This is a genomic window from Streptomyces sp. BHT-5-2 (assembly GCF_019774615.1).
GTDB lineage: Bacteria > Actinomycetota > Actinomycetes > Streptomycetales > Streptomycetaceae > Streptomyces.
Genome location: NZ_CP081496.1, coordinates 5,686,861 through 5,712,404, shown reverse-complemented (window position 1 = coordinate 5,712,404; position 25,544 = coordinate 5,686,861). Strand labels below are relative to the sequence as shown.

Here is a 25,544-nt window from a genome sequence, read left to right as displayed (position 1 = left end):
GGTTTAAGCATCTCCTACTTGTCGTATACGGGCGTCAGCGCGCGGCGGCGGCCAGCGAGGCCCGGGCGGCGGCGGCCACCGCTTCCGGGGTGAAGCCGAACTCGCGGAAGAGGAGCTTGCCGTCGGCCGAGGCGCCGAAGTGCTCCAGCGACACGATCCGGCCGGCGTCGCCGACGTAGCGGTACCAGGTCAGGCCGATGCCGGCCTCCACAGCCACCCGCGCCTTCACGGACGGCGGCAGCACGCTGTCCTTGTACGCCTGGTCCTGCTCCTCGAACCACTCCACCGACGGCATCGACACCACGCGGGTCGGGACGCCCTCGGCCTGCAACTGCTCGCGTGCCGCCACGGCCAGCTGCAGCTCGGAACCGGTGGCGATCAGCACGGCCTGCGGCTCGGCGGCCGTGCCGTCGGCCCCTTCGGCCTCGAAGCGGACGTAGCCGCCCTTGGCGGTGTTCTCGTCGGCCTCGTACGTCGGCACGCCCTGACGGGTCAGCGCCAGACCGTGCGGGGCGCCCACGCGGAACTCCTTCGTCCAGCGGCGCATGATCTCGCGCCAGGCGAGCGCGGTCTCGTTGGCGTCGGCCGGGCGCACGATGTTCAGGCCCGGGATGGCGCGCAGCGAGGCCAGGTGCTCGACCGGCTGGTGGGTCGGGCCGTCCTCGCCCAGACCGATGGAGTCGTGCGTCCACACGTACGTCACCGGCAGGTGCATCAGGGCCGACAGCCGGACGGCGTTGCGCATGTAGTCGGAGAACACCAGGAAGGTGCCGCCGTAGATGCGGGTGTTGCCGTGCAGCGCGATGCCGTTCATCTCCGCGGCCATGGAGTGCTCGCGGATGCCGAAGTGGACGGTGCGGCCGTACGGGTCGGCGCCCGGCAGCGGGTTGCCCTCCGGCAGGAACGACGAGGTCTTGTCGATGGTGGTGTTGTTCGACCCGGCGAGGTCGGCGGAGCCGCCCCACAGCTCGGGGACGACCGCGCCCAGCGCCTGGAGGACCTTGCCGGAGGCGGCCCGGGTGGCCACCGCCTTGCCGGTCTCGAAGGACGGGATGTGGTCCTCCCAGCCCTCGGGCAGCTCGCCCGCGGCGATCCGGTCGAACTCGGCGGCGCGCTCGGGGTTGGCGGTGCGCCAGGCGGCGAACGACTTCTCCCACTCGGCGCGGGCCTCGCGGCCGCGGTCCAGGGCGCGGCGGGTGTGCGCCAGCACCTCGTCGGCGACGACGAACGACTTCTCCGGGTCGAAGCCCAGCACCCGCTTGGTGGCGGCCACCTCCTCGGCGCCCAGCGCGGAGCCGTGCGCGGCCTCGGTGTTCTGGGCGTTGGGGGCCGGCCAGGCGATGATCGAGCGGACCGCGATGAACGACGGGCGCCCGGTCTCCGCCTTGGCGGCCTCCAGGGCCGCGGCCAGACCGGCCGGGTCCAGGTCGCCGTTGGGCAGCTGCTCGACGCGCTGGACGTGCCAGCCGTACGCCTCGTAGCGCTTGAGGGTGTCCTCGGAGACGGCGGTCTGGGTGTCGCCCTCGATGGAGATGTGGTTGTCGTCCCACAGCATGACGAGGTTGCCGAGCTTCTGGTGGCCGGCCATGGAGGACGCCTCGGCGGCGATGCCCTCCTGGAGGCAGCCGTCACCGGCGACGACGTACACCATGTGGTCGAAGGGGGAGGTGCCCTGCGCCGCGTCGGGGTCGAACAGGCCGCGCTCGTAGCGGGACGCCATCGCCATGCCGACCGCGTTGGCGACACCCTGGCCCAGCGGGCCGGTGGTGGTCTCCACGCCGGTGGTGTGGCCGTACTCCGGGTGGCCCGGGGTCTTCGAGCCCCAGGTGCGGAAGCCCTCCAGGTCCGCCAGCTCCAGACCGTAACCGGCCAGGAAGAGCTGGATGTAGAGGGTCAGGCTGGAGTGGCCGGCGGAGAGGACGAACCGGTCCCGGCCGGTCCAGTCCGCGTCGGCGGGGTCGTGCCGCATGAGCTTCTGGAAGAGAACGTAGGCGGCGGGCGCCAGGCTCATGGCCGTACCCGGATGGCCGTTACCGACCTTCTGCACGGAATCCATGGCCAGGACGCGGACGGTGTCCACCGCCCGCTGGTCCAGTTCGGTCCACTCGAAATCTGTGGTGGTCGGCTTGGTGCTCACCCTGAGTCAGGGCTCCTCTCCACATGTCGAACGCGGACGGCAGATCCGCCCAGGCGGTGTCGAGCCTACCCCCGCGAATGCGCCCGCCTTTTCGACGCTCAGTCGGCGATTCAGGCGCTCAGTCGGTGCTCAGTCGGCGGTCCTGGCGCTCACCCGGCGGGTGGGGTCGCGATCGCGGGAGAACTTTCGCTTCGGGGAACTTCAACGGCACTCGGGGCATTCCCGGCACCGACCGCGCCCCGGGGCTGCCCCCAGGTCCAGACTGCCGGGCCGCGGGCGCCTCCGCCTCCCGAACGCCCGGCGGACGAGCCGGGAAAGCTCCGGACAAACCGCCGCCGGACCCGTGCCGCAGGCCGCCGCGGCCGTCCCGCGGCCGGGCGCCCAACACGACCCCACCCCCGCGAGAGCCGCCGTATGGCCAACGTCTAAAGTGGCGTGGTAAGCGCAAGCCTTTACCGGGTGTTCACCGCCGGCGGAGCTTGCTGGCCTTATCTCCGCGGCTGCGGCCGCAGACGTTACTTCCAGGGGTGTGCGTGACGGCCGTCGAAACCCGTCCTGCGGGGGGGCTCTCTCAGGTCCCCGGGAGTCCCGGTAACCGGCCGTTCGGGGCCCGGCTCAAGGGGTTCATCGCGCTGACCAAGCCGCGGGTCATCGAGCTGCTGCTGATGACGACGGTGCCGGTGATGTTCCTGGCGGCCGGCGGGGTCCCGGACCTGTGGCTGGTACTGGCCACCTGCGTCGGCGGCTATCTGTCCGCCGGCGGTGCCGCCGCGTACAACATGTACCTCGACCGCGACATCGACGCGATGATGGACCGCACCTCCCAGCGTCCGCTGGTGACCGGCGTGGTCTCGCCGCGCGAGTGCCTGGTCTTCGCCACCGTCCTCGCGGTCGGCTCCACCGCGTGGTTCTGGTTCCTCGTCAACCCGCTGTCGGCGATGCTGTCCCTCGGGGCGCTGCTCTTCTACGTCGTCGTCTACACCATGATCCTCAAGCGGCGGACGAGCCAGAACATCGTCTGGGGCGGCATCGCGGGCTGCATGCCGGTCTTCATCGGCTGGTCCTCGGTGACCAACACGGTCTCCTGGGCCTCGTGCGTCCTCTTCCTCGTCATCTTCTTCTGGACGCCGCCGCATTACTGGCCGCTGTCGATGAAGGTGACCGACGACTACAAGCGGGTCGGCGTGCCGATGCTGCCGGCGGTGGCGGGCAACAAGGTCGTCGCCCGGCAGATCGTCGTCTACAGCTGGGTGATGGTGGCGGTCTCGCTGCTGCTCCAGCCGCTGGGCTACACCGGCTGGTTCTACACCGCCGTCGCAGTCGCCTGCGGCGCCTTCTGGCTGTGGGAGGCGCACGCCCTCCAGTCCCGCGCCAAGGCCGGCGTCACCGGGGCCAAGCTCAAGGAGATGCGGCTCTTCCACTGGTCCATCACCTACGTCTCGCTGCTCTTCGTCGCCGTGGCGGTGGACCCCTTCCTGCGCTAGGTCCTGTCTGACGGGTCGGCACCCGGGCCGCCCTCCGTTCGTCTCGGAGGGCGGCTCCGCTGCATCCGGTGCGTTCCGTCCACCGCGCTCACCGTGCTCGTTCCGGGTGCGTGCCAGCCATTGGGAGGCGGGCGGGAGTTCGGCGAGGCGGCCCGGGCCGGGCGGTGGGTGTGGGGGATCACCCTTACAAATGCGCTACTGGTGGGTAGCATGCTGACCATGGCAGACACCCAGCAGGCGGACGAGCAGGCGGCGGGCGGCCCGGCCGCCGGGACCACGGCCGAGAAGCGGGCCGACAAGCAGGCGGCCCGGCTCGCCCGGCAGATCCGCGCCTTCGCGAGCACGCACGGCGGCTCCGCCGAGGGCCAGCTCGCCCACATCGGCCGCGGCCGCACCCGGATCGCCCTGGTCGGTGCCAACGGCGAGTGGGGCAACCTCGTCGCGGACAGCTACTCCGCCGCCGAGAAGGCCGCCGAGCAGGCCGGCATCGCCCTCCAGGACGACTTCGACGGCGAGTTGGCCGCCAAGGTCCGCACCGGCCGCTACGAGTGGTCCCGGATGGCCGGTATCCAGCTGGGCGGCCCGGCCAACGCCTGAGCCCGCGCTCCCGCCCCGGTGCCGTGCGCCGGGGCGCATCGCCCGCTACCTCACCACCCGCTCGGCCGTTAAGCTCACCAGGCGCGGTGGACCGGCCACGCCCGGCGGGCCGACGGCGAGGAGAGGCGGATGGACACACTCCCCCCGCTCATCGACCAGTACAGCCACGGCGCCGTCCACGGTGAACTCGGCCTCGGTTCCTTCGAGGCCCATCTGGCCGCCGCCGTCGGCGCCCAGGGCCCGGCCCCCGCGGGCACCAGCCACTTCGACACCCGCACCGGCCTGGCGTTACGCCGCTGGTGCCCGCCGCTGCTGGGCCTGGAACCGCACTGCCCGCCGGTGCGCTATCTGGCCCGGCGGCGCGAGATCGGCGCCTTCCGCGCGGGCCGGAAGCTGCTCCGCGGCACCGGCATCGGCACGTTCCTGGTGGAGGCCGGTGCGCCCGGCGTCCTGACCTCGGCGCCCGAACTCGCCGCCGCCGCACAGGGCCGCGCCCACGAGGTCGTCCGTCTGGAACCGCTCGCCGAACAGGTCGCCGACACCTCCGGCAGCGTCGACTCCTTCCTCGGCTACACCGCCGAGGCCCTCTACTCCGCCGCCCAGCACGCCATCGCCTTCGCCTCCGGCGCCGGCTACTGCGAGGGGCGGGCCCCGGAGGCGGGCGAGGTACGGCGGGCCGCGGACCGCTGGCTGCGCGGGCGCCGCCCGGGGGAGCCGCTGGGGGAGCCGGCGCTCGTCCGGCACCTGCTGTGGAGTGCGGTGGCCACCGGGCTCCCGGTGCAGCTGCACTGTGCCGATCCGCAGCCGCTGGCGGCCTTCCTGCGGGCCACCGCCGGGCTCGGCTGCGACCTCGTCCTGCTGCCCCGGGCCCCGCACCACCGGCGGGCCGCGCAGCTGGCCGCCGTGCACCCGCACGTCTACGCGGACACCGGCCCGTGCCCCGAGGAGACGCTGGGCCAGGCGCCGTTCGGCAAGCTGTTGTTCTCCTCGGGGGCACGCGGACTGCCCGAGCTCTACGTCACCGCCGCACGGCTCTTCTCACGGGCCATGGCCCGCGTCGTGGGGGAGTGGACGGCCGAGGGGCTGTGCGCCGCCGCGGACGGACGGCGGATCACCGAGCTGGTCGGCTCGGGGACCGCGCGCCGGGTCTACCGGCTGGCGGCGGAGGCCGGCTGAGCGGCCGGGGCCTCGACGGCGGCCGCCGCGGGCGGGCCGTCCACCGGGCGCGGCCCGCGCTCGCGCAGCGACAGGCAGACCCGCAGCACCGCGATCCACACCAGGGACGCGCCCAGCATGTGCAGCCCGACGACGATCTCCGGCAGACCGGTGAAGTACTGGACGTAGCCGATGACGCCCTGCAGGGCGAGGCAGCCCAGGAGTTCCAGCGCCGCCCGGCGCGGTGCGGCCGGGGCCTTGACCGCGCGCAGCGCGAACCACAGGGCCACGCTCAGGCCGACCACGACGTAGACGAAGTCGACGTGGAGTTGGGTGATCTCCTGCCAGTTCAGCGGGATGCGGTGCACCTTGTGGGCGTCGCCCGCGTGCGGGCCGGTGCCGGTGACGACCGTGCCGACGACGGTGAGCGCGCCGGTGGCCGCCACCAGCAGCCAGGCCAGCTGCCGCACCGGGCGGGCGACCGCGTCGCGCGGCTCCTCGTCGCCCTCCTTGGCGCGCTGCCAGGACACGACACAGACCGTCAGCAGGGCGCTGGTGAGCAGGAAGTGCGCCGCGACGAGGTACGGGTTCAGGCCGGTCAGCACGACGATGCCGCCCCAGACCGCGTTGCCCATCACGATCCAGAACTGCGCCCAGCCGAGCCGGGTGAGCGAGCGGCGGCGCGGTGCGCGGGCCCGGGCGGCGATGATGAACAGCCCGATGAAGGCGCACAGCACGTAGGTCAGCAGGCGGTTGCCGAACTCGATGAGGCCGTTGATGCCCATCGCGGCGGTCGGGGTGAGGCTGTCCGGCGTGCACTTGGGCCACGTCGAGCAACCCAGACCGGACTCGGTCAGCCGGACCGCGCCGCCGGTCACGACGATGACCACGGCCATCACGACGGTGGCGAGCGCCGCCCGCTCGACGAAGCGCGCGGAGGGCTGCCAGCGGCGGGCGATCAGCTCAAAGGGATTCAGCGTGTTCGGCACGGGAGCCATCGTAGGCGGGCCGCTTGTGCGAGTTTTCACGAGGGTCGGGTTGGGGCCGTTCCGGCCGGTGGGCCGGGGTGCCCGCTACTCCCAGCGGAAGAACCGGGCCGCCGCGCCCAGCCCCAGCGCGGCCCAGACCGCGAGGATGCCGAGGTCGGCCCAGGGCGTTCCGGCACCGTGCTGGAGCACCGCCCGCAGGCCGTCCGAGAGCGCGGAGATCGGCAGGAACTGGAGCACCTGCTGGGCGCCGGCCGGGAACTTGTCCAGCGGGACGATCACCCCGCCGCCGACGAGCAGCAGCAGGAAGACCAGGTTGGCGGCGGCCAGGGTGGCCTCGGCCTTGAGGGTGCCGGCCATCAGCAGGCCCAGCCCGGAGAACGCGGCGGTGCCCAGCAGGAGCAGCAGGACCACGGAGACGGCGCCGGTCGCGGCGCCGTGCGGGGACCAGCCCAGCGCCAGGGCGACCGCGGTGAGCAGGACGACCTGCAGGACCTCGGTGACCAGCACCGCGCAGGTCTTGGCGGTCATCAGCCCCCAGCGCGGCAGCGGCGAGGCGGCCAGCCGCTTGAGCACGCCGTAGCGCCGCTCGAAGCCGGTGGCGATGGCCTGTCCGGTGAACGCGGTGGACAGCACGGCGAGTGCCAGGACGCCCGGGGTGAGGAAGTCCACCGACCTGCCGGCGCCGGTGTCGATGATGCGGACGGCGGAGAACAGCACCAGCAGCAGCGTCGGGATGACGACCGTCAGCAGCAGCTGCTCGCCGTTGCGCAGCAGCATCCTGGTCTCCAGGGCGGCCTGCGCGCGGATCATCCGGGGCAGCGGGGCCGCCCCGGGGCGCGGGGCGAACGTGCCGGTCGCGGTGCCGGCACCGGTCTCGACGGCGGTCATGCGCGCAGCTCCTTGCCGGTCAGTTCCAAGAAGACGTCTTCGAGGGTGTGGCGTTCGACGGCTATCGCGTCGGGCAGTACGCCGTTCTGGGCGCACCACGAGGCCACGGTCGCCAGCAGTTGCGGGTCGATCCGGCCCTGGACGCGGTACGTGCCGGCGGTCAGTTCGGCGGCGACGCACTCGGCGGGCAGGGCCTTGAGGAGCGAGCCGATGTCCAGGCCGGGGCGGCCGGAGAAGCGCAGGCTGTTCTCGGCCCCGCCCCGGCACAGCTCCTCGGGGCTGCCCTGGGTGACGACCCGGCCGCCGTCGATGATCGCGACGTCGTCGGCGAGCTGCTCGGCCTCGTCCATGAAGTGGGTGGTCAGCACGACACCGACGCCGTCGGCGCGCAGCTCCCGGACGAGGTCCCAGGTGGCGCGGCGGGCCTGCGGGTCGAGGCCGGCGGTCGGCTCGTCCAGGAACACCAGCTCGGGGCGGCCGACCACGGCCATCGCCAGGGCTAGGCGCTGCTGCTGGCCGCCGGACAGCCGCCGGTAGGGCGTCCGTCCACAACTGCCCAGACCCAGTCGCTCGATCAGTACGGGCACGTCGAGGGGGTGGGCGTGCAGGGTGGCGGTGTGCCGGAGCATCTCCTCGGCCCGGGCGCCGGCGTAGACCCCGCCCGACTGGAGCATCACGCCGATCCGGGGGCGCAGCGCGGCGGCGTCGGCGAGCGGGTCCAGGCCCAGTACGCGGACCCGTCCGGCGTCGGGACGCCGGTAGCCCTCGCAGGTCTCGACGGTGGTGGTCTTCCCGGCGCCGTTGGGGCCGAGGACCGCGGTCACGGTGCCGCGTGCGACGGTGAGGTCGAGTCCGTCCACGGCGGTCTTGCCGCCGTACCGCTTGACCAGGCCGACGACCTCGACGGCGGGCTCGCCGGCGGAGCGGGGGGCGTCCCCCGAGGAGGTGCTGGGCATGCCGGGAAGTCTACGGAGCGGGCCGGGGCGCCGGGAGCGGGGGCCGGAACCCGATCCGGGAACGGGCGGGAGGATGCGCGGCGGCCTCCTGTGGCCGGCGGTGGTTCCGGAGCGTGACGGACGGACCCGAAATTAGGTAACCCTTAGTGACGGAGGCCACCGGTCCGTGATCCGGTACGGGCTTGAATCGATTTGACGAATTACGCAACAATGGCGTTGTGAAAAAGGTGCGCGAGGACCGGAAGAGGCCAGCGGCCCGGCAGCCCGCCGGCCCCGTTTCGTCCACCCCTGCACACGACGATCAGCACGGCACTCGCAATCGCGTCGCCCGCTCGATCCTCGACCACGGCCCGTCCACCGCGGCCGAGCTGGCCCTCCGGCTGGAGCTGACCCAGGCCGCCGTCCGCCGTCATCTGGACGCGCTGGCCGCCGAGGGCGTCGTGGAGCCCCGCGAGAAGCGGGTCTACGGCACCCGCGGCCGCGGCCGCCCGGCCAAGGCGTTCGCCCTCACCGACTCCGGACGGGACGCCTTCGACCAGGCGTACGACGGCCTCGCCGCCGACGCGCTGCGCTGGATCGCGCAGAGCGCGGGCGGCGGTCCCGAGGGCGAGGCCGCGGTCGCCGCGTTCGCCCGCGCCCGGATGGCCGCGCAGGCCGAGAACTATCGCGAGGCGGTTGAGAGCGCCGAGCCCGAGGCCCGCACCCAGGCCCTGGCGAAGGCGTTGACCGCGGACGGGTACGCTGCTACGGCGCGCAGTGCGCCCAATCCCCAGCTCGGTGAACAGCTCTGCCAGCACCACTGCCCGGTCGTCCATGTCGCCGAGCAGTACCCGCAGCTGTGCGAGGCGGAGACCGAGGTCTTCTCCCGATTGCTCGGGACCCACGTACAGCGCCTTGCCACCATCGCCCACGGCGACGGGGTGTGCACGACCTTCGTCCCGAAGGCCGGCGCCGGCAAGGCAGCTCACCGCACCGGTGAGCGCCCCACACAGACCACCACAGCATCTGCTAGCACGGCCGGGAGGAACCCCGCATGACGCTCCCCACGGAGACTGCTCACCCTGAGCTCGAGGGGCTGGGCAACTACGAATACGGCTGGGCCGACTCCGACGTCGCCGGTGCCGCCGCCAAGCGCGGCCTCTCCGAGGACGTCGTCCGCGACATCTCGGCGAAGAAGAACGAGCCGGAGTGGATGCTCAAGCTGCGGCTGAAGGGCCTGAAGCTGTTCGACAAGAAGCCGATGCCGACCTGGGGCTCGGACCTCTCGGGCATCGACTTCGACAACATCAAGTACTTCGTCCGCTCCACGGAGCAGCAGGCCGCCTCCTGGGAGGACCTGCCCGAGGACATCAAGAACACCTACGACAAGCTCGGCATCCCCGAGGCGGAGAAGCAGCGCCTGGTCGCCGGCGTCGCCGCGCAGTACGAGTCGGAGGTCGTCTACCACCAGATCCGTGAGGACCTGGAGAAGCAGGGTGTCATCTTCCTGGACACCGACACCGCGCTGAAGGAGCACCCGGAGCTCTTCCAGGAGTACTTCGGCACCGTCATCCCGGTCGGTGACAACAAGTTCGCCTCGCTGAACACCGCGGTGTGGTCCGGCGGCTCGTTCATCTACGTGCCCAAGGGCGTCCACGTCGACATCCCGCTGCAGGCCTACTTCCGGATCAACACCGAGAACATGGGCCAGTTCGAGCGGACGCTGATCATCGTCGACGAGGACGCCTACGTCCACTACGTCGAGGGCTGCACCGCCCCGATCTACAAGTCCGACTCGCTGCACTCGGCCGTCGTCGAGATCATCGTGAAGAAGGGCGGCCGCTGCCGCTACACCACGATCCAGAACTGGTCGAACAACGTCTACAACCTCGTCACCAAGCGCGCTGTCGCCTACGAGGGCGCGACGATGGAGTGGGTCGACGGCAACCTCGGCTCCAAGGTCACCATGAAGTACCCGGCGGTCTACCTCATGGGCGAGCACGCCAAGGGCGAGACCCTGTCCATCGCCTTCGCGGGCGAGGGCCAGCACCAGGACGCCGGCTCCAAGATGGTCCACATGGCGCCCAACACCTCGTCCAACATCGTCTCCAAGTCGGTGGCGCGGGGCGGTGGCCGGACCTCCTACCGCGGCCTGGTCGAGATCGGCGAGGGCGCCGCGGGCTCCAAGTCCAACGTGCTGTGCGACGCGCTGCTGGTGGACACCATCTCCCGCTCCGACACCTACCCCTACGTCGACGTCCGCGAGGACGACGTGTCCATGGGGCACGAGGCGACGGTCTCCAAGGTCAGCGAGGACCAGCTCTTCTACCTGATGAGCCGCGGTCTGAGCGAGCAGGAGGCGATGGCGATGATCGTGCGCGGTTTCGTCGAGCCGATCGCCCGTGAGCTGCCGATGGAGTACGCGCTGGAGCTCAACCGGCTGATCGAGCTGCAGATGGAAGGCGCGGTCGGCTGACCCCGGCCCCCGCAGCGAACGACTCCCGACAGAACGCAGAAAGCGAGCTAGACGACAGCCATGGCTGAGGCTCAGACGACCATCCCGGCGGGTTCCACGACCACCGGCTCCATCGCGGTGGCCGCGGAGTCCACCGTCGCCACCCGGATGAGCGCACCGCCGTCCTTCGACGTGGCGGACTTCCCCGTCCCGCACGGCCGCGAGGAGGAGTGGCGGTTCACGCCGCTCTCCCGGCTGCGCGGGCTGCACGACGGCACCGCCACCGCCGGCGGCCCGGACCTGAAGATCGACATCAGCGCGCCCGAGGGCGTCACCCACCAGCTCGTCGACCGTGCCGACCCGCGGGTCGGCAAGGCCGGCAAGCCGGTGGACCGGGTCGCCGCCCAGGCGTACAGCGCCTTCGAGAAGGCGTCCGTGGTCACCGTCCCCAAGGACACCGTGCTCACCGAGCCGATCCGGATCCGGGTGCACGGCGAGGGCGGCACCGCCTTCGGCCACCAGGTCGTCGAGCTGGGCGCGTTCGCCGAGGCCGTGGTCGTCATCGACCACACCGGTGACGGCGTGCTCGCCGCCAACGTCGACTACCTCCTCGGCGACGGCGCCAAGCTGACCGTGGTCTCCGTCCAGGACTGGGACGACACCGCCGTCCACTGCGGTCAGCACAACGCCCTGGTCGGCCGGGACGCCACCTTCAAGTCCGTGGTCGTCACCTTCGGCGGCGACCTGGTCCGCCTCCACCCGCGGATCGACTACCAGGGTCCCGGCGGCGAGGCCGAGCTCTACGGCCTGTACTTCACCGAGCAGGGCCAGCACCAGGAGCACCGCCTCTTCGTCGACCACGACACCCCCAACTGCCGCTCGCACGTGACGTACAAGGGCGCCCTCCAGGGCCAGGACGCGCACGCGGTGTGGATCGGCGACGTGCTGATCCAGGCGGCGGCCACCGGCACCGACACCTACGAGCTCAACCGCAACCTCGTCCTCACCGACGGCGCGCGGGTCGACTCGGTCCCCAACCTGGAGATCGAGACCGGCGAGATCGTCGGCGCCGGCCACGCCTCGGCGACCGGCCGGTTCGACGACGAGCAGCTCTTCTACCTGATGGCCCGCGGCATCCCGGCCGACGAGGCGCGCCGCCTGGTGGTCCGGGGCTTCTTCGCCGAGCTGGTCCAGCAGATCGGCGTCCCGGACGTCGAGGAGCGCCTGATGAACAAGATCGAGTCCGAGCTGGAAGCGTCCGCGGCATGACCTACGTACGCGCGGCCGCGCTGAGCGAGCTGGAGGAGGACACCCCGAAGAGGGTGGAGATCGACGGCACGCCGGTCTCGCTCGTCCGCACCGAGGGCGAGGTGTTCGCGATCAACGACATCTGCTCGCACGCGAACGTCTCCCTCTCCGAGGGCGAGGTCGAGGACTGCGCGATCGAGTGCTGGCTGCACGGCTCCAGCTTCGACCTGCGCACCGGCAAGCCGTCCGGCCTCCCCGCGACGCGCCCCGTCCCCGTTTACCCCGTAAAGATCGAAGGGGACGACGTGCTCGTCTCCGTCACCCAGGAGTCCTGAGTCACCCATGGCAACGCTTGAGATCCACGACCTGCACGTCTCCGTCGAGGCCGAGAACGGCCAGCGCGAGATCCTGAAGGGCGTCGACCTGACCGTGAAGCAGGGCGAGACGCACGCCATCATGGGCCCCAACGGCTCCGGCAAGTCGACCCTCGCCTACTCCCTCGCGGGTCACCCGAAGTACACGATCACCGGTGGCACCGTCACCCTCGACGGCGAGGACGTCCTGGAGATGTCCGTCGACGAGCGGGCCCGGGCCGGCGTCTTCCTCGCCATGCAGTACCCGGTCGAGGTCCCCGGTGTCTCGGTCTCCAACTTCCTGCGCACCTCCGCCACCGCCATCCGCGGCGAGGCCCCCAAGCTGCGGCTGTGGGTCAAGGAGGTCAAGGAGGCCATGGAGCGCCTCCAGATGGACCCCGCCTTCGCCGAGCGCAACGTCAACGAGGGCTTCTCCGGCGGTGAGAAGAAGCGCCACGAGATCCTCCAGCTGGAGCTGCTCAAGCCGAAGATCGCGATCCTCGACGAGACCGACTCCGGCCTCGACGTCGACGCGCTCCGCATCGTCTCCGAGGGCGTCAACCGCGTCCGTGAGACCGGGGAGGTCGGCACCCTGCTGATCACCCACTACACGCGCATCCTGCGCTACATCAAGCCCGACCACGTCCACGTCTTCGCCAACGGCAAGATCGCCGAGTCCGGCGGCCCGGAGCTGGCGGACAAGCTGGAGGCCGAGGGCTACGAGGCATACGTGAAGGGTGGTACGACCGCGTGACACAGCTGCCGGGCCTCCTCGACACAGAGGCGATCCGCAAGGACTTCCCCCTCCTGGACCGCCAGGTCCACGACGGCAAGAAGATCGTGTACCTGGACAACGCGGCGACCTCGCAGAAGCCGCGCCAGGTGCTGGACGCCCTGAGTGCCTACTACGAACGTCACAACGCCAACGTCCACCGCGGCGTGCACGTGCTCGCCGAGGAGGCCACGGCGCTGTACGAAGGCGCCCGCGACAAGGTCGCCGCCTTCGTCAACGCACCGAGCCGCGACGAGGTGATCTTCACCAAGAACGCCTCGGAGTCGCTCAACCTCGTGGCCAACATGCTCGGTTGGGCCGACGAACCCTACCGCGTGGACCGCGACACCGAGATCGTCATCACGGAGATGGAGCACCACTCCAACATCGTTCCGTGGCAGCTGCTCTCGCAGCGCACCGGCGCGAAGCTGAAGTGGTTCGGGCTGACCGACGACGGCCGGCTGGACCTCTCGAACATCGACGAGGTCATCACCGAGCGCACCAAGGTCGTCTCCTTCACCCTGGTGTCCAACCTCCTGGGCACGTTCAACCCGGTCGAGACGATCGTCCGCCGCGCCCAGGAGGTCGGCGCGCTGGTGGTGATCGACGCCTCGCAGGCCGCGCCGCACATGCCGCTGGACGTGCAGGCGCTGCAGGCCGACTTCGTGGCCTTCACCGGCCACAAGATGTGCGGCCCGACCGGTATCGGCGTGCTGTGGGGCCGCCAGGAGCTGCTGGAGGACCTCCCGCCGTTCCTCGGCGGTGGCGAGATGATCGAGACCGTCTCGATGCACTCCTCCACCTACGCCCCCGCGCCGCACAAGTTCGAGGCCGGTACGCCCCCGATCGCCCAGGCCGTCGGCCTCGGCGCCGCGGTGGACTACCTCACCTCGATCGGCATGGACAAGATCGCCGCGCATGAGCACGCGATCACCGAGTACGCCGTCAAGCGGCTGCTGGAGGTCCCCGACCTGAAGATCATCGGCCCGAGCACGGCCGAGGACCGCGGGGCGACGATCTCCTTCACGCTCGGCGACATCCACCCGCACGACGTGGGCCAGGTCCTCGACGAACAGGGCATCGCGGTCCGGGTCGGGCACCACTGCGCGCGCCCCGTCTGCCTGCGCTACGGAATTCCCGCGACCACGCGAGCGTCGTTCTATCTGTACTCCACCCCGGCCGAGGTCGACGCCCTGGTCGAGGGCCTGGAATACGTGCGCAACTTCTTCGGTTAACGAGCACCGCCTTCGGTCGACGAAGACCGCATGAGCACAGCGGACGAGGACGAGGACTGACTGAGTCGTGAAGCTGGATTCCATGTACCAGGACGTCATCCTGGACCACTACAAGCACCCTCATGGGCGCGGTCTTCGGGACGGCGACGCCGAGGTGCACCACGTCAACCCCACGTGCGGTGACGAGATCACGCTGCGCGTGAAGTACGACGGCACGACGATCGAGGACGTGTCCTACGAGGGCCAGGGCTGCTCCATCAGCCAGGCCAGTGCGTCGGTGCTCAACGACCTCCTGGTCGGCAAGGAGCTCGGCGACGCGCAGCGGATCCAGGAGACGTTCCTGGAGCTGATGCAGTCCAAGGGCCAGGTGGAGCCGGACGACGCCATGGAGGAGGTGCTGGAGGACGCGGTGGCGTTCGCCGGCGTCTCGAAGTACCCGGCGCGCGTGAAGTGCGCCCTGCTCAGCTGGATGGCCTGGAAGGACGCCACGGCCAAGGCCCTTTCCCAGGAGGCGAAGACCGCATGACCGACACCCCGACCACCACCAAGCCGGCCTCGGAGGAAGAGGTCCGCGAGGCGCTGTACGACGTCGTCGACCCCGAGCTGGGCATCGACGTCGTCAACCTCGGCCTGATCTACGGCATCCACATCGACGACGCCAACATCGCCACCATCGACATGACGCTGACCTCGGCGGCCTGCCCGCTGACCGACGTCATCGAGGACCAGGCGCGGTCCGCCACGGACGGCATCGTCAACGAGCTGAAGATCAACTGGGTCTGGATGCCGCCGTGGGGCCCGGACAAGATCACCGACGACGGCCGCGAGCAGCTGCGGGCGCTGGGGTTCAACGTCTGAGGGCGCCCTCCTCGCGGCGCCGCCGCACGGTCCGACGGCCGTGTCCACCGGGTTCTCCCGGCGGGCACGGCCGTTCCGTCGTTCCGGGCGGGCGTCCGAGGGCGGCCGGCGTTGTGTACGGTCGTACGCAACGCTGTGTACGGTCGTACGCATGGCCTATCTGACGCTCGCCGGCGCGATCCTCTCCGAGATCCTCGCGACCACCTCGATGAAGTACAGCCATGGCTTCAGCCGGCTGTGGCCCTCGCTCGGCACCACCGTCGGGTACGTGCTCGCCTTCGCGCTGCTGGCGCAGACGCTGAAGTCGATGAGCGTCGGGACCGCGTACGCGATCTGGGCCGGGACCGGCACCGCGGTGATCGCCGCGATCGGCATGGTGTTCCTGGGGGAGAGCACCAGCGCGCTCAAGATCCTCGGGGTGCTGCTGGTCATCGCCGGGGTCGTGGTGCTCAACCTCGACGGGGCGCACTGATGCCGCGCCGCTACGACCCGGACCGCCGGCAGCGGATCATCGACGCGGCGATCGCGGTGGTCGGCGAGCGGGGGATCGCCGGGCTCAGCCACCGCGCGGTGGCCGCCGCGGCGGACGTCCCGCTGGGCTCCACCACCTACCACTTCGCGAGCCTGGACGATCTGCTGGTCGCCGCCCTGCGGCAGGCCAACGCCCGGTGGCTGGCGGACTTCACCCGCTGGGTGGAGAGCCTCGACCCCGCCCTGCCGCTGGCCGACGAGGTGGCCCGGCTGGTCGGCGAGACCCTCGCCGGGGACCGTGCGCGGGCGGAGCTGGAGTACGAGCTGTATCTGGCCGCGCTGCGGCACGAGGCGGTGCGGCCGATCGCGGCCGAGTGCCTGGACGAGATGGTGGCGCTGCTCGGCCGGCGGATCGGCGACCCGGCCACCGCCCGGGCGGTGGTGGCCCTCACCGACGGCCTGCTGCTCCAGCACCTGCTCACCGGCCGGCCCTTCCAACCGGCCGTGGTGCACGAGGGGTTGGCGGGGGTGCTGGGCACGTCCCGCTGACCGGGCCCGGCGGCCCGGGGCCCGACCCGGCGGCTGGTGCGACCCTACGAGCCGGGCGGTGCGGACGACCCCGGCGGGTCGTGCGACCCTACGGGGCGGGACCGATCGCTGAGACCGGTTCGCCTCCGCGGGCGGGCTCCGGTTAGGTTTCCAGCATGACCGATGCTGCAACCCCCCGTACGACCGGCGCCGTCGCCGCCGGCCTGGCCACCCTCGCCGAGGACGGCACCGTTCTCGACACCTGGTTCCCCGCGCCCGAGCTGGCCGACGCGCCCGGCCCGGCCGGCACCGAGCGGCTGGCGGACGACCGCGCCGCCGAGCTGCTGGGCGACGCCGTCCGCAAGGCGATCGGCCCCGACCCGGTCCGCGGCGTGGAGGTCGTGGCCGTCCGCACGGTCATCGCCTCCCTGGACGACAAGCCGCTGGACGCGCACGACGCCTACCTGCGCCTGCACCTGCTCAGCCACCGCCTGGTCAAGCCGCACGGCCAGAGCCTGGAGGGCGTCTTCGGCCTGCTGGCCAACGTCGCCTGGACCTCGCTCGGCCCGGTGCCGGTCGACCGGCTGGAGACGGCCCGGCTCAACGCCCGCGCCGAGGGCCTGCACCTCCAGGTCACCAGCGTGGACAAGTTCCCGCGGATGACCGACTACGTGGCGCCCGCCGGCGTCCGGATCGCCGACGCCGACCGGGTGCGGCTGGGCGCCCACCTCGCGGCCGGCACCACCGTCATGCACGAGGGCTTCGTCAACTTCAACGCGGGCACCCTGGGCACCTCGATGATCGAGGGCCGGATCAGCGCCGGTGTGGTGATCGGCGACGGCTCCGACATCGGCGGCGGCGCCTCCACCATGGGCACCCTCTCCGGCGGCGGCAAGCAGATCATCTCGATCGGCGAGCGCTGCCTGCTCGGCGCCGAGTCCGGCATCGGTATCGCGCTGGGCGACGAGTGCGTGGTCGAGGCCGGGCTGTACGTGACCGCGGGCACCCGGGTCACGCTGCCCGACGGCCAGATCGTCAAGGCGCTGGAGCTCTCCGGTGCCGACAACATCCTCTTCCGCCGGAACTCCACCACCGGCACCGTCGAGGCCCGCCCGAACAAGGCGGTCTGGGGCGGTCTGAACGAGATCCTGCACAGCCACAACTGACCGGCGTCGCCCGGAAATCGGTCCGCGCCCCGGGCCCGGCGGTCCCTCCGCCGGACCCGGGGCGTGCCCGCTTCCGGGCCCGGACCGGTCGCCCGGCCGCGCCGGTAGGGTGGCCGTATGCGTGATCTTGTCGCGGGGGTGCGGTATCTGGGCCGGGGCGTGCGGTGGGCCGCCCGGCACGGCCGGTGGTGGGGGTTCGGGCTGATCCCGGCGCTGATCGCGCTGGTGCTCTACGCGGGGCTGCTCACGGTCCTCGCCCTGTGGGCCGGCGATGCCGCCGCCTGGGCCACGCCGTTCGCGGACGGCTGGGGCTCCCCGTGGCAGGGGCTGCTGCGCGGGCTGTTCGTGGCGCTGCTGCTGGCCGGCGGGCTGACGCTGTCGGTGCTGACGTTCACCGCCGTCACCCTGCTGATCGGCGACCCCTTCTACGAGTCGCTCTCGGAACGGGTCGAGGAGAGCGAGGGCGGCTGCCCGCCCGGCCCGGACCGCCCGCTGTGGCGGGAGATCGGCATCGCGCTGGGGGAGATGGTCCATGTCCTGCTGCGCGCCGCCGGGTTCGGGGTGCTGCTCTTCCTCCTGGGCTTCCTGCCGGTCGTCGGGCAGACCGTCGTCCCGGCCGTCGGCTTCTGCGTCTCCGGCTTCTTCCTCGCCGTGGAGCTGACCACGGTGGCGATGCAGCGCCGGGAGGTGCCGGTCCGCGAGCGGCTGCGGCTGCTGCGCGGCCGGCCCGGGCTGGCGGTCGGCTTCGGGACGCCGCTGGTGCTGCTGTTCCTGATCCCCTTCGCGGCGGTGCTGCTGATGCCGGGCGCGGTCGCCGGGGCCACCCTTCTGGTGCGGGACCTGATCCCGGCGGGGCCGGGCCCCGGGGCGGACGCGGGAGCGGTCGACGGGCCGGCTGCCGGGCCGGTTGCCGGGGCTGCGGCGTCCGCTGGGGACGAGCCCGAGGGGCGGTCCGCGCCCGCCGCCCGGTGACGCGTCCGACGGCGTCCTCAAGGAGCCCGGAACGACGGAGCGGCCGCCGCACCAGCCGGTGCGGCGGCCGCTCGGGCGTACTGCCCTACCCGCGTCAGTCAGCCTTGCGCGACCGCGGCTTCAGGTCCTGGGTACGCTCGGCGGCGGACTCCGGCGACTGCGACCGGTGCTGTTCGGAGCGCCGCTCGGCGGCCCGGTCCTGCTTGCCCGACTTACGGTTCTGCGACTTCGGCATCATGACTCCTTTTGTCTCGCCGAAAATGGTGCTTGCACAGCCCAGTACCGCACCCCCGGGCGCGGTCGGCCCCCGGGAGTGGGCCAGTGGAGTGACGAGACGGTCACTGCGGGTGAGGTAAGGGGTAGGAGTGTGGGCGTCAGGGCCTGACCCGCAGCACCTGCGGGCCGTGGTCGGCTGCGTTGCCAGCGGCGTGCACCGGGTCGGATCACACCGGTTCGAGGGGTGTTCCTGTGCTGTCCGGTCGCCGGTAGCGACTTGAGCTGACAGTCGATCAGGCCGTCATGCGTGAAGAGTTCGGCGCTATCTGCCGGGCGGTGTGGAACACCGCTCTCGATCAGCGCAGGCAGTACCGGCGGCGGGGTGCGTGGATGAACTGTGTGTACGTGGAATCCGGGTGCTGGCCGCCGAGGCGGACTGCATGCCGAGCGGTCCGCCGGCGAGGGCGGCACGGGCGGGCCACCGCGGTGCGGGCGACCGGTCTGCGGAGCGTACGACGGGATGGCACCCGCGCCTCCGGAGAAGGGGGGTAAGCGGGGTGAAAAGGCGGCGGAGCGGGGCCGGCGTTCGCGCTGAGCGCGTCAATCCCTTGCGTGCGCAAGGGAGTTGCCGAGGTTCTCCAGGTGGACGGGAGTGTACGGGAGGGTGAACCGCCCGACATGGGGAGAATTCCGTCTACGCTTGGGCGGCGCACGAGCCGACGTCCGTCCGAGGAGCTGAGCCAGATGTCCGCAGACCGCCCCACGATGCCGCCGGTGCGGCTGCACCCCGAAGCGGAGCTGGCCCGGGCCGCGCTGAGTGCCCCGCTGCTGGCCCGCGCCGCCCGGCTCGCCCGCTGGGCGGAGTCCGGCGTGCCGGTCGGCGTCGGCGGCGAGCTGCTGGCCAAGCCGCTGGCCGCCGCCACCGAGCACCTGGGCCTGGCCGGCGACGAGGACGGCCCCTCCTACACCGCCGAGGCATGGCAGCTGGCGGTGGACACCGGGCTGGTCGAGATCACCGAGCACGAGGACGGGGACGCCGAGGACGCCGCGAACCTCCCCGACGACGCCGCGGTCGGCACCGCCACCCCCGGCGAGGAGCTGGGCCTGCTCACCGCCGGCAGCCCCCAGGACGTCCTGGACATCTGGCTCGGCGGCATGGAGACGGTGCTCGCCGACGCGGTCGCCCCGGACCTCTCCGACATCGCCGAGCAGCTCGCCGAGGGCGGCGAACTGGACCTGGACGCCCTCGACTGGAACCCGGAGGAGGAGGCCGAGCTGCTGGACGGCATCCTCGGCAACCTCTACCTCCTCGGCGCGCTGAACGAGCTGCCCGACCAGGACGTCCCGCTGCCCGCGCTGGCCGCCTCCATGATCGTGCCGGACGACATGGACGAGCCCACCGACGAGATCCTCGAAGAGGTCTCCGAGGCGATGATGCGGCTCGACGACCAGTTCCGGGTGCTGGAGCCGATCGGACTGGTCGCCTACCGGCCCGTCGACGAGGCGCTCATCGAGGAGCTGGACGAGGAGGGCGAGACGGTCCGGGCCGCCGAGCCGCTGGAGGACGAGGACGTCGCCCGGTACGGCATGGTCCGGCTCACCCCGCTCGGCGTCTGGGCGGTCCGCGCCCGGATGCTGGACGCCGGCGTGGAGGCCCCGGCCGTCGGCGACCTCGCCGGCAAGGACGCCGAGGTCCTGCTGGAGGCGCTGCCCGACTACCCCGAGGCGCTGGCGCAGGCGGAGGCCGAGCAGTGGCTGGCCGCCCGCACCCCGCTGGACGCCGCCCGGGGCCTGCTCGCGGCCGCCCGCGGCGACGACGAGCGCGGCCCGCTGCGCCGGCTCGCCGCCCAGCAGGCCCTCTCGCTGGTCGGCCCCGAGGCCGAGCCGGCGCTGCGCGAGGTCCTCGACGACCGGCACCTGGGCGGACTGTCCCGGGTCTGGCTCGCCGAGCGCGCGCTGCCCGGCATCCCCGAGCCGTCCCAGGACATGGTCTTCTGGCTGACGGTGGACACCATCGCGGCCCAGCTCGGCGACACCGGCGAGGAGGCGGCGGCCGAACTCAGCGAGCTGGTGGGGGCCCTGACCGAGCAGCACAGCGGGTTCTTCGACGCGGTCTGGCGGGTGGACCACCCGGCCACCGCGGAGGTGCTGGAGGCCATGGGCCGGCTGCACCCGGACAAGAAGGCCGCCAAGGAGGCCCGCAAGGCCGCCTTCAAGGCGCGCTCGCGGGGCGCCGAACCGGGCGCGGTCTAGGCCCTGGTGGCTGTGGCGGCGCCCCGGCTCAGTCGGTCGGGGCCGTCGCCGTGAGCAAGTAGTAGTCCAGCAGCCCCGTCTGATAGGCCGTCAGGTACTGGCGGGGCCACTTCTCGCGCAGCTCCGGCCGCTGCTCCATGTAGCGGTCGTAGGACTCCCAGACACCGTCGCCGATCGGTGTCACCGCGACGTCCCGCAGCCCGGCCGCGTCGAACGTCGCGGCCACGTCGTCCACCAGGTGCGGGACGTCCAGCCCGTCGGCGTACGGCGGCAGCAGCTGGGGCAGCACCCGGACCGCGTCCGGGACCCGGGCGAAGAAGGTGGTCAGCGCGAACCGCCCGCCCGGGCGCAGCACCCGCACCGTCTCTCGCGCGAAGCCGGCCAGGTCGCGGAAGTGCTGGGCGGCCTCGACGGAGTAGACGAAGTCGGCGCAGGCGTCCGGCAGCGGCATCCGCTGGGCCGGGCCGAGCACGAACTCCAGCCGGCGGGGGCCGGCGTCCGCGCGGAGCAGGTCGGCGTTGGCCTCCAGGGCGCGGGCGATCTGGTCCGGGTGGGCGTCCAGCCCGATCACCGAGCCGAAGTCGAACTCCCGCAGGGCCAGCGCACAGCCCAGCCCGCGCCCGCAGCCGACCTCCAGGGCGGTGCGGCCGCGCGGCCGGTCGTAGGTGTCCAGCACCAGGCGGTAGAGGTCCTGCTCGCTGCGGAGCCGGTCGTCCTCGGTCAGCGGGCGGCCGGCCGGCTCTGGGAGCCAGGCCCAGTACCCGAAGTTGATGAAGCCGCCGGTGAACGCGGGGACGGTGCTGAGGTCCTCCTCGCCGTAGGTGGCGGCGACCCGCTCGGGGAGGTCCGGACGGTGTGCGCCGTCCGGGTGGTCCGGGGGCCCGGGCCGGTCGGATCCGCCGGCCGGGGGCGGCTGCTGGGTCATCGGACGCTCCTCGTCGTAAGGCGTGGGGGAGGGGGCCGAGGGGGACGGGTTCCCGGGCGCGTACGGATGTTGAAGGGAAGGTGAGCACGACGATACGGACGACACAATTCTCGATCCTGGACCGCTCCCGCACCAGGGAGGCACACCCGTCGGCCGCGGGGGAGCCTGGGGTACCACCGGTTCCGGGCCGCCGGGCACCACAGTGTGCCCGGCGTCGCCGGCTCCGCGCCCACCGGCCATCAGCGCCGGCGCGCGGATTGCGGCACGCGCAGGGCGGGCGCTGGTCATCGGCGACTTCCGGGCCCCGGAGAAGCTGCTCGCGGCCGTCGAGGAGTACCGCGCCGGGTTCCGCCCGTCCGGGCTCCGGCCGCGGCCGCGGGGACCGGCCCCACCCTCGCGCACCGCGGCGGCCTACAGCGCGGCCGCCGCGGGCTTGACCATGCCGCGCACCGTGCGGGCGTCGACGAAGTCGCCGAGCGCGGTCATCTCCCACTCGCCGGAGTACTGGCGGATCAGCTTGGCCATCATCACGCCGGTCCGCGGTTCGGCGCCGGTCAGGTCGAAGCGGACCAGCTCCTCGCCGGTCTGTGCGTCCGTCAGCCGGCAGTACGCCTTGGCGACCTCGGAGAACTTCTGGCCGGAGAAGGAGTTGACGACGAAGACCAGGCCGGTGACCTGCGGGGGGATCCCGCCGAGGTGGACGGTGATCACCTCGTCGTCGCCAGCGCCGTCGCCCGTGAGGTTGTCGCCGGAGTGCTGGATCGCGGCGTCGAGGATCCTGAGCTTGCCGAAGTAGCAGCTGTCGATCTTGTCGCGGTCCGGGCCGTAGGCGATCACCGAGGCGTCCAGGTCGATGCTCCGGCCGCGCCGGGCGGGCTCCCAGCCCAGGCCCATCCGGACCGAGGCGAGCAGCGGGCGGCCGCCCTTGACCAGCGAGACGGTCTGGTTCTTCCGGAGGCTGACCCGGCCCTTGTCGAGATTGATCTTGCCGGTGGCGGGCGCGGGGGCCTGCGGGGCCGGGGACGCGGCCTGCGGGGGCGGGGCGACCGGTGCGGGGGCGCCGGTGGGCGGTGCCCACTGGGCCGGCGGGACGGGGGCCGGGGGTGCCGGCGGGGCCGCGGGCGCGGCGGGCGGCTGCGGTGCGGACGCCGCCGGGGCCGCCGGCTCCTCCACGCTCACCCCGAAGTCGGTGGCGATGCCGGCCAGGCCGTCGGCGTACCCCTGGCCGACCGCGCGGACCTTCCAGCCGCCGCCGCGGCGGTAGATCTCCATGACCACCAGCGCGGTCTCCGGGCCCAGCCGCGGCGGGGTGAAGGTGGCCAGGACGGCGCCGCCGTCGGCGTCCCGGACCGTGCCGGTCGGCTCGGTGCCGGCGAAGGTCGCGCCGGGCGCGTCCAGACTCGCGGTGACCACGACCTTGTCGATCTCCGCGGGCACCGCCGAGGTGTCCACCGTGATGGTGTCGCCGTCGGACGCCGCGCGATGACTCACCCCCGGCCCCGCCGGCTGGTTGTAGAAGACGAAGTCGTCGTCGGAGCGCACCTTGCCGCCGGCGGTCAGCAGCAGGCCCGACACGTCCAGCCGGACGGGGGCGGTGACGGTCACCGCCACCCGCGCGGCGGCGAGCGGGAGGTTCGAGCCAGGAGTCATTGCGGTCATGCCAGCCCTAACGGTCAGCGGGGTTGCGCGGTTCCCCGCGCCGGGCCGCCCCGGAGGCGGCCGGGCGGGCGTCCGCGCCGGTCAGCGCCGGGCCCGGGAGTTGCCGAAGAGCAGCCGGTAGGCGATCAGCAGGATCAGGGCGCCGGCCACCGCGGAGATCCACATGGCCGGGTCGTAGAAGTCCTTGGGGATCGGGCGGTGCAGGAAGCGGGTGGAGAGCCAGCCGCCGAGGAAGGAGCCGGCGATCCCGGTCAGGGTGGTGCCGACGAGGCCGCCCGGGTCCCGTCCCGGCAGCAGGACCTTGGCGATCACGCCTGCTATCAGGCCCAGGAGAAGCCAGCTGACGATGCCCATGGTGTGTACCTCGTTCTCGCGTGTGTGCTGCGGCCCGCCCGGAGGCGGTGTGCCGGTGCCGGGCGGGCGTTGTGCCCTCAAGGACGCCGGGGGACGGGGACGAGGTTCCGTACGGTGACGGATCGTCCGGGAATCGGTGCTAGTACTGCCACCTGGGCGGGTTCGTGCAGAAGGTCCCGCCGAGATGGGCGTGCTCGGGGTCGTCCGGGTCGGGTTGGCCCTGGGCGGCGAGGAGTTGGGCGGCGTACGGCTCGGAGTCGTCCTGCGGGTCGTAGCCCAGGGCGCGGGCGGTGGACAGGTCCCACCACAGGCGGGTGTTGGCGGAGGAGCCGTAGGCGACGGTGTGGCCGACGTGTTCGGCGGTGAGTGCGGCGTGCAGCAGCCGGGCGCAGTCCGCCGGGCTCAGCCAGATCGAGAGCATCCGTACCGTCGTCGGTTCCGGGTAGCAGGAGCCGATGCGCAGCGAGACGGTCTCGATGCCGTGCCGGTCCCAGTAGAGGGCGGCGAGGTCCTCGCCGAAGCACTTGGAGAGGCCGTAGAAGGTGTCCGGGCGGTGCGGGGTGTCGGCCGGGATGGCGGCCGAGCCGTCCGGCGGCCGCGGGGTGAAGCCGACGGCGTGGTTGGAGGAGGCGAGGACCACCCGCCGCACGCCCGCCTCCCGGGCCGCCTCGTAGAGCCGGTAGGTGCCCTCGATGTTGGCCCGCAGGATCCGCTCGAAGGACGACTCCAGGGAGATGCCGGCGAGGTGGACGATCGCGTCGACCCCGCGGACCGCCGCGCGCAGTGCCCCGGTGTCGGCCAACTCGGCGGTGACCGCGTCCGGTTCGCCCTCGATCGGGCGGCGGTCGAACAGCCGCAGCCGGTGGCCGTACGGCGGCAGCAGCTCGCGCATCAGGGTGCCGACTCCGCCGGCGGCGCCGGTGAGCAGGACGGTGCGGGGTGCGGTCATGGGCGTACTCTTCCGGCTGGGCGGCGGGGACGTGTCCGCGGACGTCGCCGACCGGGGCCACCGGACCCGGGTTCCCGTGGAGGGACGCGTCACGAACGGGGGGACACGCTAGGAAGCCGCGTCCCGGCCGGTCAAGGCGGTTGACGGGGTGGCCGAATCGGCTTGTGCGGCCGGGCCCAGGGCAGTGGTGCCGCCTCCGTGCCCGCTTCCTGACTCCCCGTCAGGTGGGCGAAGACCACGACATTGCCCAGATACTCCTGCCGGGCCCGGCTGAAGCCGCCGCCACAGGTGATCAGCCGGAGTTCGGGCCGGCGGGCCTCGCCGTAGACCTTCTCGTCGGGGAAGTGCCGGCCGTCGTAGACCTCCACCGCGTCCACGGTGAACACCGCGGTCCGGCCGTCCGCGCGCAGGATGCGCACGGTGTGCCCCTTCTTCAGGGCGCCCAGGCGGTAGAAGACGGCCGGGCCTGCGCGGGTGTCCACATGGCCGGCGATCAGGGCGGTGCCGGTGGCGCCCGGCGGGGTGCCCTCGGCGTACCAGCCCGCCAGATCACGGTCGCCGACCGGCGGCGGGGCCAGGCTGCCGTCCGCGGCCAGCCCCAGCCGGGTCAGCGGGGCGTCGATGTGCAGGGACGGCACCGCCACCCGCAGCGGTTCGGCGGGCGGCAGCGGTGGCACGGCCCGCCCGGTGGCCGGGGCCTTGCCCGGTGGTCCGCCGGTGAACCCCTGCGCGGCGGGCGGCTGGGGCGGCGGCGCGGTCTCCCGGGCGCCGCTGACGATCAGCCAGGCGCCGGCGCCGCTCGCCAGGACGGTGACCGCGGCCGCCGCCGCACCGGCCGCCCGCGCCCGGCCGTGCCGCCACCCGCGCCGCCCGCCCTTCGGAGGCGGTGGCGGGGGAGCGGGGCCCGCGGAGGCGTCGGGCGGCACGTCGGGCGGCATGGCCGGC

General features: G+C 72.6%; 27 protein-coding genes. 17 read left to right on the top strand and 10 right to left on the bottom strand.

Annotated elements, in window-relative coordinates:
- Nucleotides 1-34 precede the first annotated feature (34 nt).
- The gene (gene tkt, locus K2224_RS25350) at nt 35-2,137 is read right to left on the bottom strand and encodes a transketolase (protein ID WP_221908809.1); all 2,103 of its coding nucleotides are present in this window, start codon (nt 2,135-2,137) and stop codon (nt 35-37) included.
- A 527-nt stretch (nt 2,138-2,664) separates the two neighbouring features.
- Between tkt and K2224_RS25345 the strand changes: the two genes are divergently transcribed.
- From K2224_RS25345 to K2224_RS25335, 3 genes are all read left to right on the top strand, one after another.
- Nucleotides 2,665-3,621 carry a heme o synthase gene (locus tag K2224_RS25345; protein WP_221908808.1) on the top strand — a complete coding sequence of 319 codons (957 nt, stop codon included), beginning with the start codon at nt 2,665-2,667 and terminating at the stop codon, nt 3,619-3,621.
- A gap of 210 nt (nt 3,622-3,831) precedes the next feature.
- Nucleotides 3,832-4,218: a hypothetical protein gene (locus K2224_RS25340; protein WP_221908807.1), complete on the top strand. Its 387-nt coding sequence runs from the start codon at nt 3,832-3,834 to the stop codon at nt 4,216-4,218.
- 129 nt (nt 4,219-4,347) lie between these two features.
- A complete protein-coding gene (locus tag K2224_RS25335; protein WP_221908806.1) occupies nt 4,348-5,394 on the top strand; it encodes an amidohydrolase in 1,047 nt (348 codons plus the stop codon).
- Here the strand turns inward: K2224_RS25335 and K2224_RS25330 are convergent.
- The 3 genes from K2224_RS25330 to K2224_RS25320 all read right to left on the bottom strand — a co-directional run bounded on the left by K2224_RS25330 (nt 5,367) and on the right by K2224_RS25320 (nt 8,206).
- Nucleotides 5,367-6,362, bottom strand: coding sequence for a heme A synthase (locus K2224_RS25330; RefSeq protein ID WP_221908805.1), 996 nt, complete (start codon nt 6,360-6,362; stop codon nt 5,367-5,369). The genes K2224_RS25335 and K2224_RS25330 overlap by 28 nt on opposite strands.
- 84 nt (nt 6,363-6,446) lie before the next feature.
- Nucleotides 6,447-7,250 carry an ABC transporter permease gene (locus tag K2224_RS25325; protein WP_221908804.1) on the bottom strand — a complete coding sequence of 268 codons (804 nt, stop codon included), beginning with the start codon at nt 7,248-7,250 and terminating at the stop codon, nt 6,447-6,449.
- A complete protein-coding gene (locus K2224_RS25320; RefSeq protein WP_221908803.1) occupies nt 7,247-8,206 on the bottom strand; it encodes an ABC transporter ATP-binding protein in 960 nt (319 codons plus the stop codon). Before K2224_RS25320 ends, K2224_RS25325 begins: the two co-directional genes overlap by 4 nt.
- Nucleotides 8,207-8,424: 218 nt before the next feature.
- Here K2224_RS25320 and K2224_RS25315 point away from each other — a divergent pair, with 218 nt between their 5' ends.
- The 12 genes from K2224_RS25315 (at nt 8,425) to K2224_RS25260 (ending at nt 18,243) form a co-directional block, all read left to right on the top strand.
- Nucleotides 8,425-9,243, top strand: a complete 819-nt coding sequence (locus K2224_RS25315; RefSeq protein ID WP_221908802.1) for a metalloregulator ArsR/SmtB family transcription factor — start codon at nt 8,425-8,427, stop codon at nt 9,241-9,243.
- Entirely contained in the window at nt 9,240-10,661 is a 1,422-nt protein-coding gene (gene sufB, locus K2224_RS25310) for a Fe-S cluster assembly protein SufB (RefSeq protein WP_221908801.1), read from the top strand. Before K2224_RS25315 ends, sufB begins: the two co-directional genes overlap by 4 nt.
- Before the next feature lie 60 nt (nt 10,662-10,721).
- Entirely contained in the window at nt 10,722-11,909 is a 1,188-nt protein-coding gene (sufD, locus tag K2224_RS25305) for a Fe-S cluster assembly protein SufD (protein WP_221908800.1), read from the top strand.
- A complete protein-coding gene (locus K2224_RS25300) occupies nt 11,906-12,223 on the top strand; it encodes a non-heme iron oxygenase ferredoxin subunit (protein WP_221908799.1) in 318 nt (105 codons plus the stop codon). The genes sufD and K2224_RS25300 overlap by 4 nt, the downstream gene beginning before the upstream one ends.
- Nucleotides 12,224-12,230: 7 nt before the next feature.
- Complete coding sequence (gene sufC / locus K2224_RS25295; RefSeq protein ID WP_221908798.1) at nt 12,231-12,995, top strand: Fe-S cluster assembly ATPase SufC; 765 nt, start codon at nt 12,231-12,233, stop codon at nt 12,993-12,995.
- Nucleotides 12,992-14,248: a cysteine desulfurase gene (locus K2224_RS25290; protein WP_221908797.1), complete on the top strand. Its 1,257-nt coding sequence runs from the start codon at nt 12,992-12,994 to the stop codon at nt 14,246-14,248. Before sufC ends, K2224_RS25290 begins: the two co-directional genes overlap by 4 nt.
- Nucleotides 14,249-14,315: 67 nt before the next feature.
- Nucleotides 14,316-14,774 (top strand): Fe-S cluster assembly sulfur transfer protein SufU, encoded by a 459-nt coding sequence (gene sufU / locus K2224_RS25285; protein ID WP_221908796.1) that lies wholly within the window; start codon nt 14,316-14,318, stop codon nt 14,772-14,774.
- Complete coding sequence (locus K2224_RS25280; RefSeq protein WP_016578639.1) at nt 14,771-15,106, top strand: metal-sulfur cluster assembly factor; 336 nt, start codon at nt 14,771-14,773, stop codon at nt 15,104-15,106. The genes sufU and K2224_RS25280 overlap by 4 nt, the downstream gene beginning before the upstream one ends.
- A gap of 151 nt (nt 15,107-15,257) precedes the next feature.
- Entirely contained in the window at nt 15,258-15,578 is a 321-nt protein-coding gene (locus K2224_RS25275; protein ID WP_221908795.1) for a multidrug efflux SMR transporter, read from the top strand.
- Complete coding sequence (locus K2224_RS25270) at nt 15,578-16,126, top strand: TetR/AcrR family transcriptional regulator (protein WP_221908794.1); 549 nt, start codon at nt 15,578-15,580, stop codon at nt 16,124-16,126. Before K2224_RS25275 ends, K2224_RS25270 begins: the two co-directional genes overlap by 1 nt.
- A 155-nt stretch (nt 16,127-16,281) precedes the next feature.
- Nucleotides 16,282-17,271, top strand: coding sequence for a 2,3,4,5-tetrahydropyridine-2,6-dicarboxylate N-succinyltransferase (gene dapD / locus K2224_RS25265; RefSeq protein ID WP_221908793.1), 990 nt, complete (start codon nt 16,282-16,284; stop codon nt 17,269-17,271).
- A 117-nt stretch (nt 17,272-17,388) separates the two neighbouring features.
- Nucleotides 17,389-18,243 (top strand): EI24 domain-containing protein, encoded by an 855-nt coding sequence (locus K2224_RS25260; RefSeq protein WP_260693145.1) that lies wholly within the window; start codon nt 17,389-17,391, stop codon nt 18,241-18,243.
- Nucleotides 18,244-18,337: 94 nt separating this feature from the next.
- Here K2224_RS25260 and K2224_RS25255 read toward each other — a convergent pair whose 3' ends face one another.
- Nucleotides 18,338-18,481, bottom strand: coding sequence for a hypothetical protein (locus tag K2224_RS25255; protein ID WP_221909981.1), 144 nt, complete (start codon nt 18,479-18,481; stop codon nt 18,338-18,340).
- 260 nt (nt 18,482-18,741) lie between these two features.
- Here K2224_RS25255 and K2224_RS41730 point away from each other — a divergent pair, with 260 nt between their 5' ends.
- A complete protein-coding gene (locus K2224_RS41730) occupies nt 18,742-19,011 on the top strand; it encodes a helix-turn-helix domain-containing protein (RefSeq protein WP_399020131.1) in 270 nt (89 codons plus the stop codon).
- 192 nt (nt 19,012-19,203) lie between these two features.
- Complete coding sequence (locus tag K2224_RS25245; protein WP_221908791.1) at nt 19,204-20,712, top strand: hypothetical protein; 1,509 nt, start codon at nt 19,204-19,206, stop codon at nt 20,710-20,712.
- Nucleotides 20,713-20,740: 28 nt separating this feature from the next.
- On the opposite strand, the gene K2224_RS25240 is transcribed toward K2224_RS25245, so the two are convergent.
- The 5 genes from K2224_RS25240 to K2224_RS25220 form a co-directional block, all read right to left on the bottom strand.
- On the bottom strand, nt 20,741-21,637 hold the full coding sequence (locus K2224_RS25240) for a class I SAM-dependent methyltransferase (RefSeq protein ID WP_221908790.1): 897 nt from the start codon (nt 21,635-21,637) through the stop codon (nt 20,741-20,743).
- A 411-nt stretch (nt 21,638-22,048) separates the two neighbouring features.
- Nucleotides 22,049-23,287, bottom strand: coding sequence for a TerD family protein (locus tag K2224_RS25235; RefSeq protein WP_221908789.1), 1,239 nt, complete (start codon nt 23,285-23,287; stop codon nt 22,049-22,051).
- Between the two features lie 90 nt (nt 23,288-23,377).
- Nucleotides 23,378-23,650, bottom strand: a complete 273-nt coding sequence (locus tag K2224_RS25230) for a GlsB/YeaQ/YmgE family stress response membrane protein (protein WP_221908788.1) — start codon at nt 23,648-23,650, stop codon at nt 23,378-23,380.
- Nucleotides 23,651-23,789: 139 nt separating this feature from the next.
- Nucleotides 23,790-24,599 carry an NAD(P)-dependent oxidoreductase gene (locus K2224_RS25225; RefSeq protein WP_221908787.1) on the bottom strand — a complete coding sequence of 270 codons (810 nt, stop codon included), beginning with the start codon at nt 24,597-24,599 and terminating at the stop codon, nt 23,790-23,792.
- 131 nt (nt 24,600-24,730) lie between these two features.
- The gene (locus K2224_RS25220; protein ID WP_221908786.1) at nt 24,731-25,537 is read right to left on the bottom strand and encodes a class F sortase; all 807 of its coding nucleotides are present in this window, start codon (nt 25,535-25,537) and stop codon (nt 24,731-24,733) included.
- Nucleotides 25,538-25,544: the final 7 nt, after the last annotated feature.